This window comes from Acaryochloris sp. 'Moss Beach' (assembly GCF_021497025.1).
Lineage (GTDB): Bacteria > Cyanobacteriota > Cyanobacteriia > Thermosynechococcales > Thermosynechococcaceae > Acaryochloris > Acaryochloris marina_A.
This window is the reverse complement of the sequence record NZ_CP071717.1, coordinates 5027865-5043893: the sequence shown is the minus strand read 5'-3', so window position 1 is coordinate 5043893 and position 16029 is coordinate 5027865. Positions and strand designations below refer to the sequence as shown.

Sequence of the window (16029 nt, the reverse complement as noted above, 5' to 3'; positions counted from 1 at the left end):
CAGGAGAAGGGTTTGAATCATGAGATCCTAACTGTAGGCAGAAATCATGTTTTTCTCCTGTTTTCCATCATTGAGCAGTAAGGTTCATGGCAAGGCGTTTTTGGTTAGGTATTGCAGCATTGCAAGTGCTGGTGCTAGGGCTGCTCTATTTCACTTGGCCTCCGGTTGTTTTGACCTTGCTTGTACCGGAGGATGAAGCACAAGCGTGGCAACCCTTAATTCAATCCTTTGAGGCCAAACATCCCAAAACTAAAATTCGTCTAACCACCACAAAAAACCTTGGGGGGTATTTATCCAAACAGCTCAAAGAAGGCTCTTGTTTGCCCCAAGGTTCTCCTGATCTGGTGTATATCGATGTGATTTGGGTGCCTGAATTTGCGGTTCGCGGCTGTCTTCAAGATCTATCTGGGCGGTTTGGTACGGAGATGCGATCGCAATTCAACACCCAATCCGTCAAAGATGGAGAATATTATGGCAAGTCCTATCGAGTCCCTTTGCGTTCCGATATGGGCATGCTCTATTACCGCTCGGATTTGCTAACTCAAGCAGGCTACCAGAAACCGCCCCAGACCTTCACTGACTTAATGAAAATCTCCCAAACCCTCAAACAAAAGAAGCTCGTGGAGTGGGGCTTTCTATGGCAAGGCGATCAGTACGAAGGCAAGATTGCCACCTTTGTCGAAATACTGGCCGGACATGGGGGCTACTGGATTGATGATGAAACCCGTCAGGTAGGACTCGATCAACCTGAGGCCCTTCAGGCCATTCAGTTTCTTCGCAGCACCTTAAAAAGCAAGGTATCTCCCACCAGTGTCCTCACCTATAGCGAAGCAGAATCTCTCACTCAATTCAGGGCTGGTAAAAGCATGTTTCTGCGGCATTGGCCCAGGGCAAAGTTTTTTCTGGCTAACGACAAAACAGTTAAATCCGTGCCGATGCAATTACAGTCCCAGGACCATCCAGGAGGACCTTGTAATGGGAGTTGGGGCCTAGGCATTGCTAAAAAAACACACCACTCTGATCAAGCCTGGCGAGCCATTCAATTTTTTTCCAGTGAGCAAGCTCAGCGCCAATTTACCCAAGCAACTCAGTTTATCCCCAGTCATAAAGCAGTACTCAAACAAGAATCACTTGAGGTTCAACAGGCGATAACGAAGGTCATCTATCGACCTCGCATTCCAGAATATGATCAAGCCTCAGAAATCTTGCAAGCTGCTCTCAGCCAAGCTCTCAGTCCCGACACTTCCGATCAGTCGGTTGAGATAATCATGAAAAAAGCAACAGCAGAAACCTATCAACTACTCAATCCCCCTTCCTAGTCGTAGAGATGGAAGAGGGTGCTGCACTTGTTGATTCGTATCTTGAATAGGTTGGCTATTTTCGTGGGCCTGCCACCACAACAGACCACTGATCAACAGGATGGAGAACAGAATAAGGTTCAGCAACGAGCCCCAAGGGGAAGAGCCTGATGAAACCTCGCCTTCAGATGAATCTTGGGTCTGAGGCGGTGGCAGAATATTCTCTGATTGGATATGACTCAAGACTTCAGCCGCAGATTGAGGACGGTCTCTGACCAAAGGAGACATCAATTGATCAATCCAATCGGCAAGCACCACAGAAATGTCAGGTACTTTCTCTCGCCAGACTAATTGCCCACCATCATCAACCCTCAGATTGTAGGGAGGAATTTGGGTGAGTAAATGCACACAGCTCCGCCCCAAAGCAAAAAAATCGGACTGCTGCACCGTTCTCCCATCCATTTGTTCTGGGGGGGTGTATCCCGCAGCAAAAACACAGGTATCTGTAACCGTAATGTCTGGTCGAGGGGGAATATCACCGGCTTCTTCACGGTGAGGCCGAATTTGTTTCACAGCGCCAAAGTCAATCAATACCAACTGTCCATCCGGTTGCAGCATGATATTGGAGGGTTTGATATCTCGATGCCAAATATTTTGGGTATGCAGATAGTCCAAAATAGTCAGCAATTCTCGCAACCACTTTAAAAGAGTTGAGTTATCCATGGGCGAGTGTTGTTGCATCCAGTCCCGCAGGTTGTCTCCTTCGACCTTTTCCATCACAAAATAATGAACCTTACGGTTAGTCAATGGTGCCACAAACGAAAAAAAGCCATTTTCTGCAAAATCCAGCCGATCAATTTTAGGAATGGCAGGATGGTCAAGGCCTTGTAGATAGTTCGCCTCTTGTTTGAACAATCGCTCTAGATCACCACCGTTGTACTTGAGCAGCTTCATGACTTTCGGCTTAGGCTCAGGCTGATTCGCACAGCGTAGATCCTCAATTTCAAACACTTCCGTGTTGCCTGATCGTTCAAGATTAACTAAGGGCCGAATCAGACGATAGTTCTGGTTGAGGGTTAATGGTGTTTCGCAACTTTGGCAGATCTCTGCTGTTGCAGGATTTTGCCGCTGTTTGCACTTGGGATTTGGACAATACACCATCGATTGATTAGGCTTCAGACACCATAATTTGTTGGGTCACCTCTTTGATCACAGGTGGCAGGATAAACCCCTGATCCACATGTTCAATCAGCGATCGCTGGCGAAGGGACGAGAGGGCACTCATTAGGTCTTGAGCATTGACATGAGTGAGTTGAGTTTGTAGTTGTTTAAAACCTAACCCATCACTTTGATCAGACAGAATATACAGAATTCGCCGTTCCAAATCTGAAACACGATCAAAAATTCGCTCTATAAAATTGTGAATGTCTCTTGTGAATAAGCTGGTATCTAGAAAGTCACCCACATTACCACCAAAGACTTCCTTGATAGTTTCAGCGACGAGCTTGAGCATCATCGGATTGCCTCGATACCCATCCACGAGATATTTCCATTTATCTTCTCCTGTGAGTCCCTTATTTTGGAGAATTGCTTTGGCTTCTTGCAATTCCAATCCGCGCAATTTAAAGGAACCAACCGGCAAGGTTTGGCCCTCTAGATAGGCAACCTCGCTCAGCTTCTCTTGACTCGTCGTGACGACACAGCTTTGATGGGGCACCGTTCCCAACAGATGAATAAACTGGCTGTAATTTTCGTAATTCGGTTGATAATTTCCCGCCAGATCTCCCCGACGACTCAAGGATTCTAAACCGTTCAAGACGAGCAGACATCGATGATGTTGGAGATAATCCATCACCCAATCCATTTGTTCTGAAACAGTCGCGAGAGGCGGGTCCAGTGGCGAACCCTGAAGAAAAGTCGTCAGTTCGATCAGTAAATCTTGCAGGAGTGGCGCATAGTACAGCGAACGCCAAAAAATCTTTTCGAAATGGGGTTGCAGTCGTTGGGTTAACTTTACGGACAGGGTGGTTTTGCCAATCCCCGAAATTCCGTAGAGTGCCAACAAACGATAATGATCATGAATAATCCATCGCTCTAGTTTTTCTAACTCTGCAGTGCGGCCATAAAACACGGACACATCGGGTGCATTGCCCCAATCAACCTGCTCTAGCTCCACAGCATTTGCAGCCACCTTTCCATTCTCAAGGGCTTCTTGGTAACGTGTAACCAGGAGTTGTTGGAGTTTTGTGAGTTTGACAGGGCCTCGCCCAGCAATCCCAAATTTCTGATAGACCTCACTTAGGCGCTTGCGGGCTGCATCCCCACTAATCCCCAGCTGTTCACCAATATCAGCAGTGGAATACCCTGCTATTCCAAGCTTGAGGGCAGCTAATTCAGATTTGGATACACCTTGTTGAGTGGCTATATCACTCAAGAACTCTGGAGGAATCACTCCAACAAACTCACATAAATCAGATCCTTTTCATTCTATCCCCATTTCACAACTTTCTATGTGAGACAGATCTCAACTAAGTGAGAACCTCTGTATCTTCTTTATTGTTAGGTCTATAGAGTAGTTCAAGTAAAACCCTGTTACCCAAGCTCATACTAGCTATTCAAGCTATAGCTAGTATGGGCATCATGCCTGATGAAGACTCTATCCAAGATCAGCTGCAAAAGCTTCATGTGAGAAAAATCATTGACAAATCTCACATAAAAGAGATATCTTATGTGAGGAAGAGATTGAGATAGGGTTTTATAGCTCACAGTCCCTTTCCTGTCGCATCAAGAGGAGCAATGTATGCCCCCTCACCTACAAACAGCCCCCCTGCATATCGCCCAGGTTTCACCACTCTGGGAAAGCGCATGGCGGTATAGAAAGTGTCATTAGTGTCCTAACAGAAGGATCAGTCCAACGAGGACATCAGGTCAGTAATCACCCACTCTTTGCACACTGTCCTCAACTTCCAATGATCAACATTAGTGAGGCCCAGAAACCAACGATGCCCCACCTCAATTACATTGATACAATTCACAACAGCATTGACTTATCTCGATATCCCTTTGCGGCTGAATACCAGACCCCGCCTTGCATTGCCTTTGTCGGACGAATGGCTCCAGAGATAGGTCCGCAGTTTGCGATCGCAATTGCCCAACATGCCGGATTGCCCCTAAAAATGGCAGGCAAAATTGCCCCTTCCGAGCAAGACTTTTTCGATCAACAGATCAAACCTCACATTGACGGCCAGCACATTCAGTATCTCGGAGAAGTCAACCATGCCCAAAAAGCAGATCTTCTCGCCAAGGCAGCCGTCGCCGTCTTCCCCATTATCTGGGATGAGCCCTTTGGCCTAGCAATGTTGGAATCGATGGCCTGCGGCACACCCGTGATTGCCATGAACTGTGGCCCGGTCCCAGACATCATTGCAGACGGTAAATCTGGGTTTATCTGCTCCACCATTAGTGAGTTTGTCCACAAAATTCCAGCAGCCCTCCAACTCAATCGGGCAGACTGCCGCCAGCATGTAGAGTCCTTATTTCATCCCACACACAGGGTTAGCCAATACGAGCAGACCTATCGCCAGGTTATCCGTCAGGTCCTGTCTAGCCAAAATAATCTGCACACATTTCAACGACAGCAGTCGTAGAACTTGTTTAGTTCGCCTATTGATTTATTGCCAGAGGATTTCCAAATGAAATCTATCAAGTATGCCCCCCGCAAAGTTATGGGTGTTGGTATTGTTGTTGCGATCGCAACCGTTCCCCTTTGCGCTGCAGCATCTGTCCACCAGGGAGCTGTCGCTCCCCTTCAGTTGCATCCAGTCATAGAAACCAAAATGGATCATCAACCTGCTATCGGTATTGGTTATGATTCAGCCCTCACCCCACCTTCGACAATCATAGCCACGGGTTTGTCTCCAAGACAGGTTTCCCAACAACCACCGGCATTTTCCTCTTTCCATATCGATCAATCGATTGCTGTGGCATCAAACTCGAATCGTCGCCAACCCCGTTCTTCGAATCAAGATTCTACTGACTGGATTGTGCTGATCGGCATTCTAGGCTTTAGCAGCATTATTTTTTGGCGGATTCTAGCCAATCAGTCCAGTGGGAATCGGAGCAGCAGCAACACCTGGTTCGACTGTAGCAGCGATTCTAGCAGCCATAGCGATTATGGGAACTATAACGATAGTAGCGATTTCAGTGGTGGAAGCAGTGACGGGGGCGGCGACGGTGGAGATTGGTAAGCCGTTCTCCCAGTCAGCTCAATTTTCCTATTGGGGAGCACAACAGAAAATTGAGCACTTTCCTTCTAACACTTTATTCCCAGTTCAAAAACCACGTTGTCACTACTTCAGAGACCTTGTCCCTAATGGATTTCACAAGACTGTCACATGAGAACAATAAGGTTTAGAACTTGCCAGGTCATCGGCATTGGGACTGGAATTGCGATAGCCAATGGTTGCCCTTCAAGTATTGCCACCTATCCCGCCACCATCGAGGAAATTCCGCGGCCTCACCGACTTCATCTGAAGATTGCCCCATCAGCAACACTCCATCAGCGAGCAATCAGCCAAGATCCTTATTTGGCACTATCCACTCCCACTGTTACTGGTTTTCTCACAACAACCTCCAAGACTGACCTAAAATCTCACCTCAGAGCTGACACCACTCCATATTCGACTCCGACCAATCGTAAACTCCGCTCTTCCCCAAGACATCCTTGGACGTGGCTACCTTCACTCTTCTTCTTAGGTTTTGGCCTTGGCATCATCAGACGGGTAAAGATGAGTCTAACCAGCAGACATAACGATAGTCATAGCAGTAAGGATTCAGATAGCTATCACAGCAGTTCCAGTGACTATAGAGACTCAGGTGATTTCAGCAGAGGTGACAGAGGTAAATAGGAAAACCTCATTGAGTTTTTTTTGGGAGATCTTTAACTCTTTATCCAGTTCAGGAGCGTCCAGAATGAAAACGACATATCCCAGCACTCAAAAAAGTATTCGCCTTATGGCTGCCATAGCCGGTGGTTGTCTTTTAGGTACCGCCACCCTCCCCCTCACAGCCTGGGCAGTCCCTTACAAACAAGTCCCCAATCCTCGTCAGCAAAATAGAGGCTGGGTTACAGACATGGCAAATGTCCTCAGTCCCCAAACCGAAGCCAAACTCAATCAACTGATTACTGATTTAGAAGCTAAGAATGGTAGCGAAATTGCTGTGGTGACTGTTACCAATACAGCCCCATCAGCTTCACCCAAAGCCTTTGCCACCAGCCTATTTAACCACTGGGGTATTGGCAAAAAAGAGGAAGACAACGGTGTACTATTCCTGATTTCCAAAGGTGACCGTCGAGTTGAAATCGAAACCGGTTATGGCATCGAAGTCATTTTGTCCGATGCCAAAGTGGGTCGGATTATTGACCAGCAAATTCTCCCCAAATTTAAGACTGGCAACTTTGATCAAGGAACCTTGAAAGGGACTCAGCTTTTAGTGACCCATCTCGGCTCTGATTCATCAGTCACCGTTTCTTCCAATCCAACACCCAACACATCTCAAGACAGTTCTGACTTCTCTTGGATTTTATGGGTCTTAGGTGGCAGTGGATTCATAGGCGGTATGGGTTTTCTGATTAATCGAAAAAAAGGATCACTACTGAAACCAGGGAAACGATCTCGTGTTTCTCGGGAGGAATACAGCAATGACTCGAGAAGTACACCACCCCGCTGTATCTATTGCCAGAAAAGCCTCAAAAAAGTGGATGCTGACATACTCTCGCCCCACCTCACAACCATTGAACAAACCGCTCAAAAAATGGGTAGCGTTAAGTTTATTGGCTGGAAGTGTTCATCGTCTTGTCTTAAGGCTTCAGATTCAATTCATATCCGCGCCTATATTTGGAACCAGATTTCTTTTCGAGAATGCTCTAACTGCGAAGAATACACCATCCGACATTCCACTGAAATCTTGGAAGAAGCAACAGAAAAAGAATGTGGGAAGCAATTGATTACGCAAATGTGTGTCTGTTGTGGCCTCTACAAAGAATATCAAGAGAAAATACCTCGTCTAAAACCAGTCCGATCACGTTCTAGCTCTACCAGTAGTTATGGCGGTTACGGTGGCTATAGCGGGGGGGAGGCAGTGGCGGAGGTTCCAGTGGGGGGTTCTGGTGGAGGGGGTTTTTGGTGGGGGGAAGCAGTGGCGGGGGGTGGTGCTGGCGGGGGGTTGGTAAATCACTATTTCTCAAGAGATGGAAACAATGAGACCTGACAAGCAAAATATTCCTGCCAATGAAGCCCCTGCAATTTTTGAGTTAGCCTCTCAATACGTCTCTGCTAACTTAGAACGCTACTCACTAGCAGAGTTGGAAGCAGCAGCAGAAGAAGCAGGGATTTCAGCGAAGTATATTCCTCAAGCCATTGCAGAAATTCAAGCCAAAAACACCAAAAAAGAGGAAAAAAGGCAGTATATTAGACGATGGTTAAGTCAATGGCTGCTTATCGGCTCAATTGCTATAATGGGAGGCGTAGGATGGATCTTTACCACATACAACGCGATTACCAATCATAAAATTCAGGTAGAAGCTGCTTGGGCGCAAGTCGAGAACCAACGTCAGCGACGAGCAGATTTAATCCCTCAATTGGTCAAGGTCACCCAAGCCTACACCACCCACGAAAGCATCCTAGTGACAGCACTCATCGAGGCGCAGCAAGCTTACTTAGAGGCCCGCAGTCTTGAACAGCAGCAGGATGCAACAGAAAAAATAGATCAGGCCATTGATCAGTTTCAAACCTATGCCCTGAATCATTCAGCTCTAAAATCCAGCCAACTTTATATCAACCTCCAGTATGAAATCACTGGTACAGAAAATCGGTTGGCCGTAGAACGAATGCGATATAACCAGGCCGTCCAGAGCTTCCAACAGCAACTGCAAGGATTCCCCAATGCAGTCGTTGCCAAGCTTTCAAGATTTGAATCACAGCCTTTTCTAACAGCAGATTAACGTTGGGCCAGTACGAATAAGCCCAAATTTCTAAGGATAATTTTCCTTGCTTATCAACCCATAGAAACGCCACTTCGTCAGCGTCGATTGAATTTATGCAGCTTTTGAACCTTGAAGGTTCATTGGAGACAAACAAATGAATAATGTCAAAAACACTCTTGGTTGGTTGAATTGGAAAACCGGGTTAGGACTGTTTATAGCTTTAGTGGGTGTCAATACTTTTCAAATTCTAGGACCCACCCAAATTGGTGTTTACAAGTTCTTAGGCAAAGTCCAAAAAGGAGCGGTCCAAAGTGGTCTGAACCTCAAATGTCCTTTATTTTGCGGGATTGATGTTTACGATGCCAACATCCAACAAGAGCAGTTCCCCGCAGCAGCCGCAACCAAAGATTTACAAGACCTCACCGCCGAACTAACGGTTTTCTACACCATCGATCCAGGTCCACTAGCCAATACTAGAACCCGTATTGGCACCATGTCTCAAGTTACAGCTAAGGTCAGATCCCTAACCCAAGAAGCATTTAAGGCATCCAGTGCTCAATATACAGCTGAAGAAGCGATTACTAAGCGTGAGCAGCTTCGTCAAGCCTTTGACGAAGGCATGACCAAACGGCTATCTAGCTTTGGCATCAATTTTGAGGGCAGTGCCATTGAAAACCTCAGCTTTAGCCCTAAATTTAATGAGGCCGTTGAAGCCAAGCAAATTGCTGAACAGCAGGCAAAACAAGCCATTTTTGATGCGAAGAAAGCCGAAGCCCAGGCCCAAGCGGAAATTAACCGCGCCAAAGGTAAAGCCGAAGCTCAGCGCCTCTTGGCTGAAACCTTAAAAAGCCAAGGAGGCAAGCTAGTACTCCAAAAAGAAGCGATCGCCGCCTGGCGTGAAGGGGGTGCCCAAATGCCCAAGGTTCTAGTTATGGACGGAAAAGGCAATAACAGCATCCCATTTCTCTTTAATTTAGGAGATGTAGATTCCCAGCAATAGTAAATACAAAACTTGCAGCAGTCTGTTCAAAAAACTGCTGCAAGTCTACACAGGAAATTCTGTATTTTAAGTCAATGCTTACCGATAACAGAGTTATCAAAACACTCAGATTTACAGGATTATTTTTGTCCTCTATGACATTAGTTTTCTTGTGGCATCATGTAAAAACTTATGTCGAGATAATCACGCCACTATCAGAAAATATTTCACAGGCAAAAGATTTAATTAACTGGCATCGTACAGTTTTACTATTTTTCATGGCTCCATTATTCGTCGTTGCCTGCCATTTAATCTCCATATATAGCCGTGAGCAGGATTCTTTTAAAGCAGTAAATACTCTTTGTCCTCTTTGGCTCAGAACGATATTTTACGGAATAACTATATTGGCTTGGATTGATGGAACGTATTGCCAGCTGATTGTCTTTGCTATCCCCGCTCGCAATTCCTATGAAATATGGAATTATTGGAGGGTAAGAAATAGTTTAGATGGACACATAATTTTTCATAGCATTTTTTATTTTATTCTTCTATACTCTATTCTTGGTTACCTATCCGAAACAGACTCAATAACTAATCTTCCACATGGGAGCATGTCACCTTTGCATGCCAATTAAACCATTGAGATAAGCACACCGATGTGCAAGCACTTGCGGAACATTGCTTTCATTCCACTGCGCCCCTGAAATTTTGACTCTGCGACTAATCTGTTTGATAGCAGATTCAACAGCTCCAGACCCAATAGAACAAATTTGCTCACTCTGGTAATAGTCATAATTGACGATCCGATGCCGATGTTTGCGGATATAGTTGCAAAAGACTTGGGCTTGCTTTTTTCTTCAACGATTCAAACAGAGTCAAGGTTTCATCCACCTTCCCCTGCCATAAGAGTTGTTCAGCCTGGTGCAGACGCTTGAGAGATCCACCGACCTTATAAAGATTTTCCACCAGATGGTACCAGTCCAGAATCTCCCGTCGTTGCTCAGGTATGCTCAGCTGACGAATGATGTTCCAAATGCCATCATGACCATCCCCTAAGCAGGTCACTGGAGAGGCTAACGGTTGCTGGTGAGTCCAGCCAATGAGCCGGGCATTATTGTGATAATCCGCAATGAGTCCCACGTCTGTTGCTAAGGTTTTATAGTCTTTCCACTGACAAGGTTGGCCTGCAGGTGTGCGGATGCGTACTTTGCCACCATCGACACTCACTTCAGTTAAAGCTTCGTGGGCCTGGGGCGTAGGAAACCGTTGCTGATGGACCAAGCGTTGCTGGGTTTTGGCTGCAACCTGAATACCCGTTAAATAAGCCACATCTTTAGCAGCTTGGGCGTAGGAGACATTGGCACTGATGCGCAAGCAACAATTCTCTAAATGAGGACTGATTTGACGGTAGGAGGAAACGGCTAGACGACTTGCCTGTTGAGTTGTAACCCTTAGAGCGCCCAAGGTGCTTTTCAGTTGTCGGTTGCGCCCTGCTGCTGTGCCAGTAACTGTGCGGATAAAAAATGACCGAGTTCAGGACTGACATGGGTCTGGATTTGCTGACGCACCGTCATCTCAATGCCTTCTAGCGTCTTCATGTTTTCTGGGTCGCTCTCCTCATAGAGTAATTGTGCTATCGCATCGAGATGGATTTTGAGTTGAGCGGTTTTATCTGAGTTCATTGCTGAAGATTGCTGGGCAACACTTCATATCCTGAACGGTTTCAGATAAATCTGCAAAGGTGACATGCTCCCCTTCCACATGGTCTGATGAATAGGTTATCTCTTCTATACCTTGCTCAATCACATCACTTTTAGGAAGTGGGAACGCCTAATGTTAGAAGATAGAACAGAAATCCGTTGGTTGATTGATGCTTCCACATCTTATGTTTGAGTCTATCAACCCAAGAAAGTTCTAACTTTTTTGACTAACAATAAACCTCATTCCTAACATTGCCACGGAATTTGAGCTGGCCATAGAGCCGTCATTCAGCGGGTTAATTATTGGGTAAATTCCATAAAAAAGAACTGAGCCTTGCAATAGCAAGGCTCAGAACAGTCAACAACCAATGAAACTTAGACTTTGACGACTTCGCCAGAGGCTTGAAGTCGAGCACGGGCGCGTTTGAAGTCACGTTGGGCTTCATAACGCTCTTGCTTATCTTCGCTTTGCTCTGATTGATCTAATCGAGTTTGAGCAGCAGATAAAGTGGAGCGGGCTTCTTCCCGATCAATGGCATCACCGCGCTCAGCGCCGTTCACCAAAATAATCACTTCATCATTTTCAACTTCAACGAAGCCACCCATGAGAGCGATGGAAACCCAGTCTTTACCAGGTCGAACCCGCATTACCCCGACATCAAGAGCCGAGAGTAATGGTGCGTGACCTGATAGGATACCGAGTTGGCCAGTGGTGCTGGGCAGAATGACTTCTTCAGCCGCAGAGTCCCAAACCGTCTTATCGGCAGCAATGACTCGTACTGTTAGTGACATAATGCCTCCTTACTTGCCTTCGGCTTTCATTTTTTCAGCTTTGGCAATGGCTTCATCAATGTCACCCACCAGATAGAAAGCTTGCTCTGGTAAATCATCTAATTCACCAGAAAGAATCTTGTTGAAACCAGAAATGGTTTTCTCAAGAGAGACGTACTTACCAGGAGAACCTGTAAACACTTCAGCAACAAAGAACGGCTGAGAGAGGAAACGTTCAATTTTCCGGGCGCGGTAAACCACAAGACGATCATCTTCAGACAATTCATCCAAGCCTAGAATGGCGATAATATCTTGCAATTCTTTATAACGCTGCAAGGTAGACTGTACAGCCCGAGCAGTGTCATAGTGCTCGTCGCTGACAATACCAGGTTGCAACATGGTGGAGGCAGAATCCAAGGGGTCCACAGCGGGGTAAATCCCTTTAGAAGCCAAACCACGAGACAACACGGTGGTTCCGTCTAGGTGAGCAAAGGTTGTCGCAGGAGCGGGGTCAGTTAAGTCGTCCGCAGGTACATAAACCGCCTGAATGGAGGTAATAGATCCTTCAGTAGTTGAGGTGATGCGCTCTTGTAGGTCACCCACGTCAGTACCTAGGGTAGGCTGATATCCCACCGCAGAAGGCATCCGTCCGAGCAGCGCAGATACTTCAGAACCGGCTTGCACAAAGCGGAAAATATTGTCGATGAACAACAGCACATCTTGCTTGTTGACATCACGGAAATACTCGGCCATGGTCAAAGCTGACAGACCCACCCGCATTCTGGCTCCAGGTGGCTCGTTCATTTGACCGTAACACAAGGCAATTTTGGACTCATTGAGGTTGTCCTTGTTGATAACCCCGGACTCCATCATCTCGTTGTAGAGGTCATTGCCCTCACGAGTCCGTTCGCCCACGCCACCGAACACAGACACACCACCGTGGTTGGTGGCAATGTTGTTGATCAATTCCATCATGATCACGGTTTTGCCTACACCAGCACCACCGAAGAGACCAATTTTGCCGCCTCGACGATAAGGGGTTAACAGGTCAATCACCTTGATGCCTGTTTCAAACACGGAAGGCTTGGTTTCAAGCTCTGTAAGTTTAGGTGCAGGACGATGGATGGGGAAAGTTTCGTCAGTACCCACATCTCCTTGATTGTCTACGGGCTCGCCCAAGACGTTAAAGATACGGCCTAGGGTTGCTTTACCTACGGGTACTTGGATGGGGGCACCCGAATCTGTAACTTCCATGCCTCGGACAAGACCGTCCGTGGAACTCATGGACACAGCGCGGACTTGGTTGTCGCCTAAAAGCTGCTGTACTTCGCAAGTGACAGAAACATCGTCTCCGGCAGAATTCTTACCTGTTGCCTTCAAGGCGTTATAAATCTTGGGTAACTTCCCACTAGGGAATTCAACGTCCAAAACAGGACCAATAATTTGAGAAATGTAACCAGTATTCTTATTCGCGGTGGTGACCATGCTCACGCCTACTCTAGTTGTGATGACTGTTATAACTGCTTTTACGCGCAGCTTAGACGTATGATTTCGCCATCTCTAAACCTATCATTTAAGGGACTCAACGTAAACTTTCTTTTCAGAATCCTAAATTTATCGTTGAGAGAAGTCCGTTGTCTTGTAAAAGGCTTCTGGGTAAGTTGCCCATCAGCTTTCTGAGACACTATAAATCCGTTGAATTAAGTCTGTAGAGGTTCAGATGTGCCCTGTGCCCACAAGGATTCAAAGGCAATATTGAGCATTCCCCCTAGTCCTGGATGGGTAATATTTAAGACCGTAAAGCTAGGCGTTCCCGATAAGGGGTCCTGCAGAGAAAGTAATGTAATTTTCTGATCAAAAAGCTGCATTTTGAACGGCACCTCATTCACAAAACGAACGTGCTGCCCCCAGTCTTGGCACTGGCGAATAAAATCTTGGCTACTGGGATCTTGCCAGATGTTGTGTTCGTAGATCGTGCGATAGCAGATACCGCGCTGAAGTGGATCTTGCACGAGGGTGAGCCCGTCTTCATGACTCAGTAAAGACGGGTAGGTGAAGAAAACACTGATCGAGGATTGGGCCGCTTGGGAAAGTTTAACGCCACAGTCCGTAATCCGATTCGGTTCGGAAATGACATCAATATAAGCCAGAGGATCTTGGGTGTTGTGGCCTTGGGTATACAGGGGGGCAAGGGCGTTGACGGCAAGGTGAGTCTGTTGTTCTTGTCGCTGAAGTTCGGCGTTAAATTGTTTTTGTTTTTCTTGCAACAAGGTGGGTAGGGCGTGGGACGGATCCACGGCTTGGAAAATCCGTTGCCGACCAGAATGGCGTTCGAGACATAAACCGCGATCGCACAGTGATGCCAAGACATCATAAATCCGCTGCCGAGGAACTTGAGCACGGGTCGCAATCTGAGCAGGCGTAAAGTCCTGCCGATCCATCAGAGCCAAATAGACAGCGGCCTGATACCGAGTCAATCCCAAATCTACAAGGTTTTCTAAGTACTGGGCATCGCCCATTAGATGACACCACTAAAGAGTGGTGCTATTTTAAAGTTCATCGTGAACCTTTTGCAAGTGCTGTATCATGACACTCCTTACTCAACCCGAATTACCAGCAGCGACTCCTGTTCCAGAATTTCTGCCCATAGCTTTTTTGGCAGGAAAATTCTGCCCCTTTCCTGAAGCCCAACTTTCCATTGCCACCCACGCGCTTCACTACGGCACCTCTGTCCTAGGTGGAATTCGAGGAGTGCCCTCTCCCCATGACTCCAAACAGATGATGTTGTTTCGCCTCGCCGACAGTGATCGGCGATTGAGTCAGAGTGCTAAATATCTGAACACCGATATTGACCCCATCGAACTAGAAGCAACATTGATTGAATTTGTTCGGCGCAACCAGCCCCAAACCTCCTTCTATATCCGGCCGTTGATCTACACCTCAAGCCTGGGCATTGCACCCCGACTCCATGATGTCGACAAAGACCTGTTAATCTATGGCCTAGAAATGAGAGATTACTTGCACCAAGGCGGAGTACGGTGTCGAATCAGCTCTTGGCTACGACAGGAAGATCGCAGCCAGCCCCTGCGAGGCAAGTCGAGTGCTGCATATATTGCATCAGCCCTAGCAAAAACAGAAGCGGTTGCTTCAGGATTTGATGAAGCGATTTTAATGAACTCTCAGGGCAAGGTCAGCGAGGCATCGGCCATGAATCTATTTCTGGTCAGAAATGGCCAGTTGATTACGCCCAGTGTTGATCAAGACATTTTAGAAGGAATTACCCGAGCCAGTGTGATAGCACTAGCACGAGATTTAGGAATTCCTGTTGTTGAGCGTCCTGTCGATAAGTCTGAGCTCTTTATTGCAGATGAAGTATTTCTCTGTGGTACCGCAGCTCAAATTTCACCAGTATTAGCAATTGAAACCTACACACTGCCAAAACAACGTCCGGTCTTGGAACAGTTACGCGAGTTGATGCGAAATGTGATGATGGGAGCAGAGCAACGGTACTCTAACTGGCTCAAAGTTGTGCATCTAAATTCCTAGTCTGGCAATCAGAGGCAAACTGAGGTTGCCAGACTAACAAGGATGGTGCCCCCGTTATTATGTTTTCTCCAAACAGATGCCTAGAGTCAATATCAGCTGATAAGGATACCGGTAATAGCAGCATCTTCCATCGCAGAATTGTTGAGATCAACGTCTATTAGGTGGACGCCATCAATCTGGGTCTTGCTGAGATTAATCCCATCCAAGTCAGTGCGCAACAGGCGAGTCCCGTCAAAGTGAGTACCTTGGAGCTTGGCATTCCGAAGAATGGCATTCCGAAGATCTCCATGACTAAAGTTAGCTCGCATCAAGTTGGCACTGTCTAAAATGGTGCCTCTTAAATTTGCTCCTCCCAGATTGGCACAGTAGAGCATGGCATTACTGAGGTTTGCACCACTCAGGTTCGCACCGCTTAGATTTGCACCAAACAGATTTGAACCTCTGAGATTTGCGCCCCTCAGATCGGCCCGATATAGGCAGGCTGCCCGCAAGTCCGCTCTAAAAAGTTTGGCTTTGCGGAGGTCCGCGCTAGCAAAATTTGCGCCTCGGAGCAGTGCATTACTGAGATTGGCTTTAAACAAGTTAACCGGGATGGTCGGATTTTTAATCCGCCAATCATTCCAAGTCTCCGATCCACTTAACAGAATACTCAGTAGGTTTTCGGTCCCCAAGATGGGACCTACCTCTTTATTATTTGTCATCATCAGCAAACCCTAGGAATTATTTGGTATCGAGATAAATACCTCTTTT

At 46.7% G+C, this 16029-nt stretch carries 13 protein-coding genes and 1 pseudogene; 7 read left to right on the top strand and 7 right to left on the bottom strand.

Annotated elements, in window-relative coordinates:
• The first annotated feature begins 86 nt into the window (after nt 1–86).
• Entirely contained in the window at nt 87–1319 is a 1233-nt protein-coding gene (locus tag HRE53_RS23800) for an extracellular solute-binding protein (RefSeq protein WP_235108213.1), read from the top strand.
• On the opposite strand, the gene HRE53_RS23795 is transcribed toward HRE53_RS23800, so the two are convergent.
• Nucleotides 1299–2459, bottom strand: a complete 1161-nt coding sequence (locus HRE53_RS23795; RefSeq protein WP_235108212.1) for a serine/threonine-protein kinase — start codon at nt 2457–2459, stop codon at nt 1299–1301. The two genes, HRE53_RS23800 and HRE53_RS23795, sit on opposite strands and share 21 nt — an antisense overlap.
• A gap of 7 nt (nt 2460–2466) precedes the next feature.
• Complete coding sequence (locus tag HRE53_RS23790) at nt 2467–3750, bottom strand: NB-ARC domain-containing protein (protein ID WP_235108211.1); 1284 nt, start codon at nt 3748–3750, stop codon at nt 2467–2469.
• Nucleotides 3751–4300: 550 nt separating this feature from the next.
• Between HRE53_RS23790 and HRE53_RS23785 the strand changes: the two genes are divergently transcribed.
• From HRE53_RS23785 to HRE53_RS23765, 5 genes are all read left to right on the top strand, one after another.
• On the top strand, nt 4301–4945 hold the full coding sequence (locus HRE53_RS23785; RefSeq protein WP_235108210.1) for a glycosyltransferase: 645 nt from the start codon (nt 4301–4303) through the stop codon (nt 4943–4945).
• Between the two features lie 45 nt (nt 4946–4990).
• Entirely contained in the window at nt 4991–5545 is a 555-nt protein-coding gene (locus tag HRE53_RS23780; protein WP_235108209.1) for a hypothetical protein, read from the top strand.
• Between the two features lie 724 nt (nt 5546–6269).
• Complete coding sequence (locus HRE53_RS23775) at nt 6270–7568, top strand: YgcG family protein (RefSeq protein WP_235108208.1); 1299 nt, start codon at nt 6270–6272, stop codon at nt 7566–7568.
• Nucleotides 7558–8301 (top strand): LemA family protein, encoded by a 744-nt coding sequence (locus tag HRE53_RS23770; RefSeq protein WP_235108207.1) that lies wholly within the window; start codon nt 7558–7560, stop codon nt 8299–8301. The genes HRE53_RS23775 and HRE53_RS23770 overlap by 11 nt, the downstream gene beginning before the upstream one ends.
• 136 nt (nt 8302–8437) lie before the next feature.
• Nucleotides 8438–9283, top strand: coding sequence for a prohibitin family protein (locus HRE53_RS23765; RefSeq protein ID WP_212665552.1), 846 nt, complete (start codon nt 8438–8440; stop codon nt 9281–9283).
• A 593-nt stretch (nt 9284–9876) separates the two neighbouring features.
• Here HRE53_RS23765 and HRE53_RS23760 read toward each other — a convergent pair.
• The 4 genes and pseudogenes from HRE53_RS23760 to HRE53_RS23745 form a co-directional block, all read right to left on the bottom strand.
• Nucleotides 9877–10944 (bottom strand): annotated as a pseudogene (locus HRE53_RS23760) (ISKra4 family transposase).
• A 393-nt stretch (nt 10945–11337) separates the two neighbouring features.
• Nucleotides 11338–11754, bottom strand: a complete 417-nt coding sequence (atpC, locus tag HRE53_RS23755) for an ATP synthase F1 subunit epsilon (protein WP_235108206.1) — start codon at nt 11752–11754, stop codon at nt 11338–11340.
• 9 nt (nt 11755–11763) lie between these two features.
• Nucleotides 11764–13218 (bottom strand): F0F1 ATP synthase subunit beta, encoded by a 1455-nt coding sequence (atpD, locus tag HRE53_RS23750; protein WP_235108205.1) that lies wholly within the window; start codon nt 13216–13218, stop codon nt 11764–11766.
• Nucleotides 13219–13433: 215 nt separating this feature from the next.
• A complete protein-coding gene (locus HRE53_RS23745) occupies nt 13434–14252 on the bottom strand; it encodes a TrmB family transcriptional regulator (RefSeq protein ID WP_235108204.1) in 819 nt (272 codons plus the stop codon).
• Between the two features lie 67 nt (nt 14253–14319).
• On the opposite strand from HRE53_RS23745, the gene HRE53_RS23740 reads away from it, so the two are divergent.
• Entirely contained in the window at nt 14320–15279 is a 960-nt protein-coding gene (locus HRE53_RS23740; RefSeq protein WP_235108203.1) for a branched-chain amino acid transaminase, read from the top strand.
• A 92-nt stretch (nt 15280–15371) separates the two neighbouring features.
• Here the strand turns inward: HRE53_RS23740 and HRE53_RS23735 are convergent, their stop codons facing one another.
• Nucleotides 15372–15983, bottom strand: coding sequence for a pentapeptide repeat-containing protein (locus HRE53_RS23735; protein ID WP_235108202.1), 612 nt, complete (start codon nt 15981–15983; stop codon nt 15372–15374).
• Between the last annotated feature and the right edge of the window lie 46 nt (nt 15984–16029).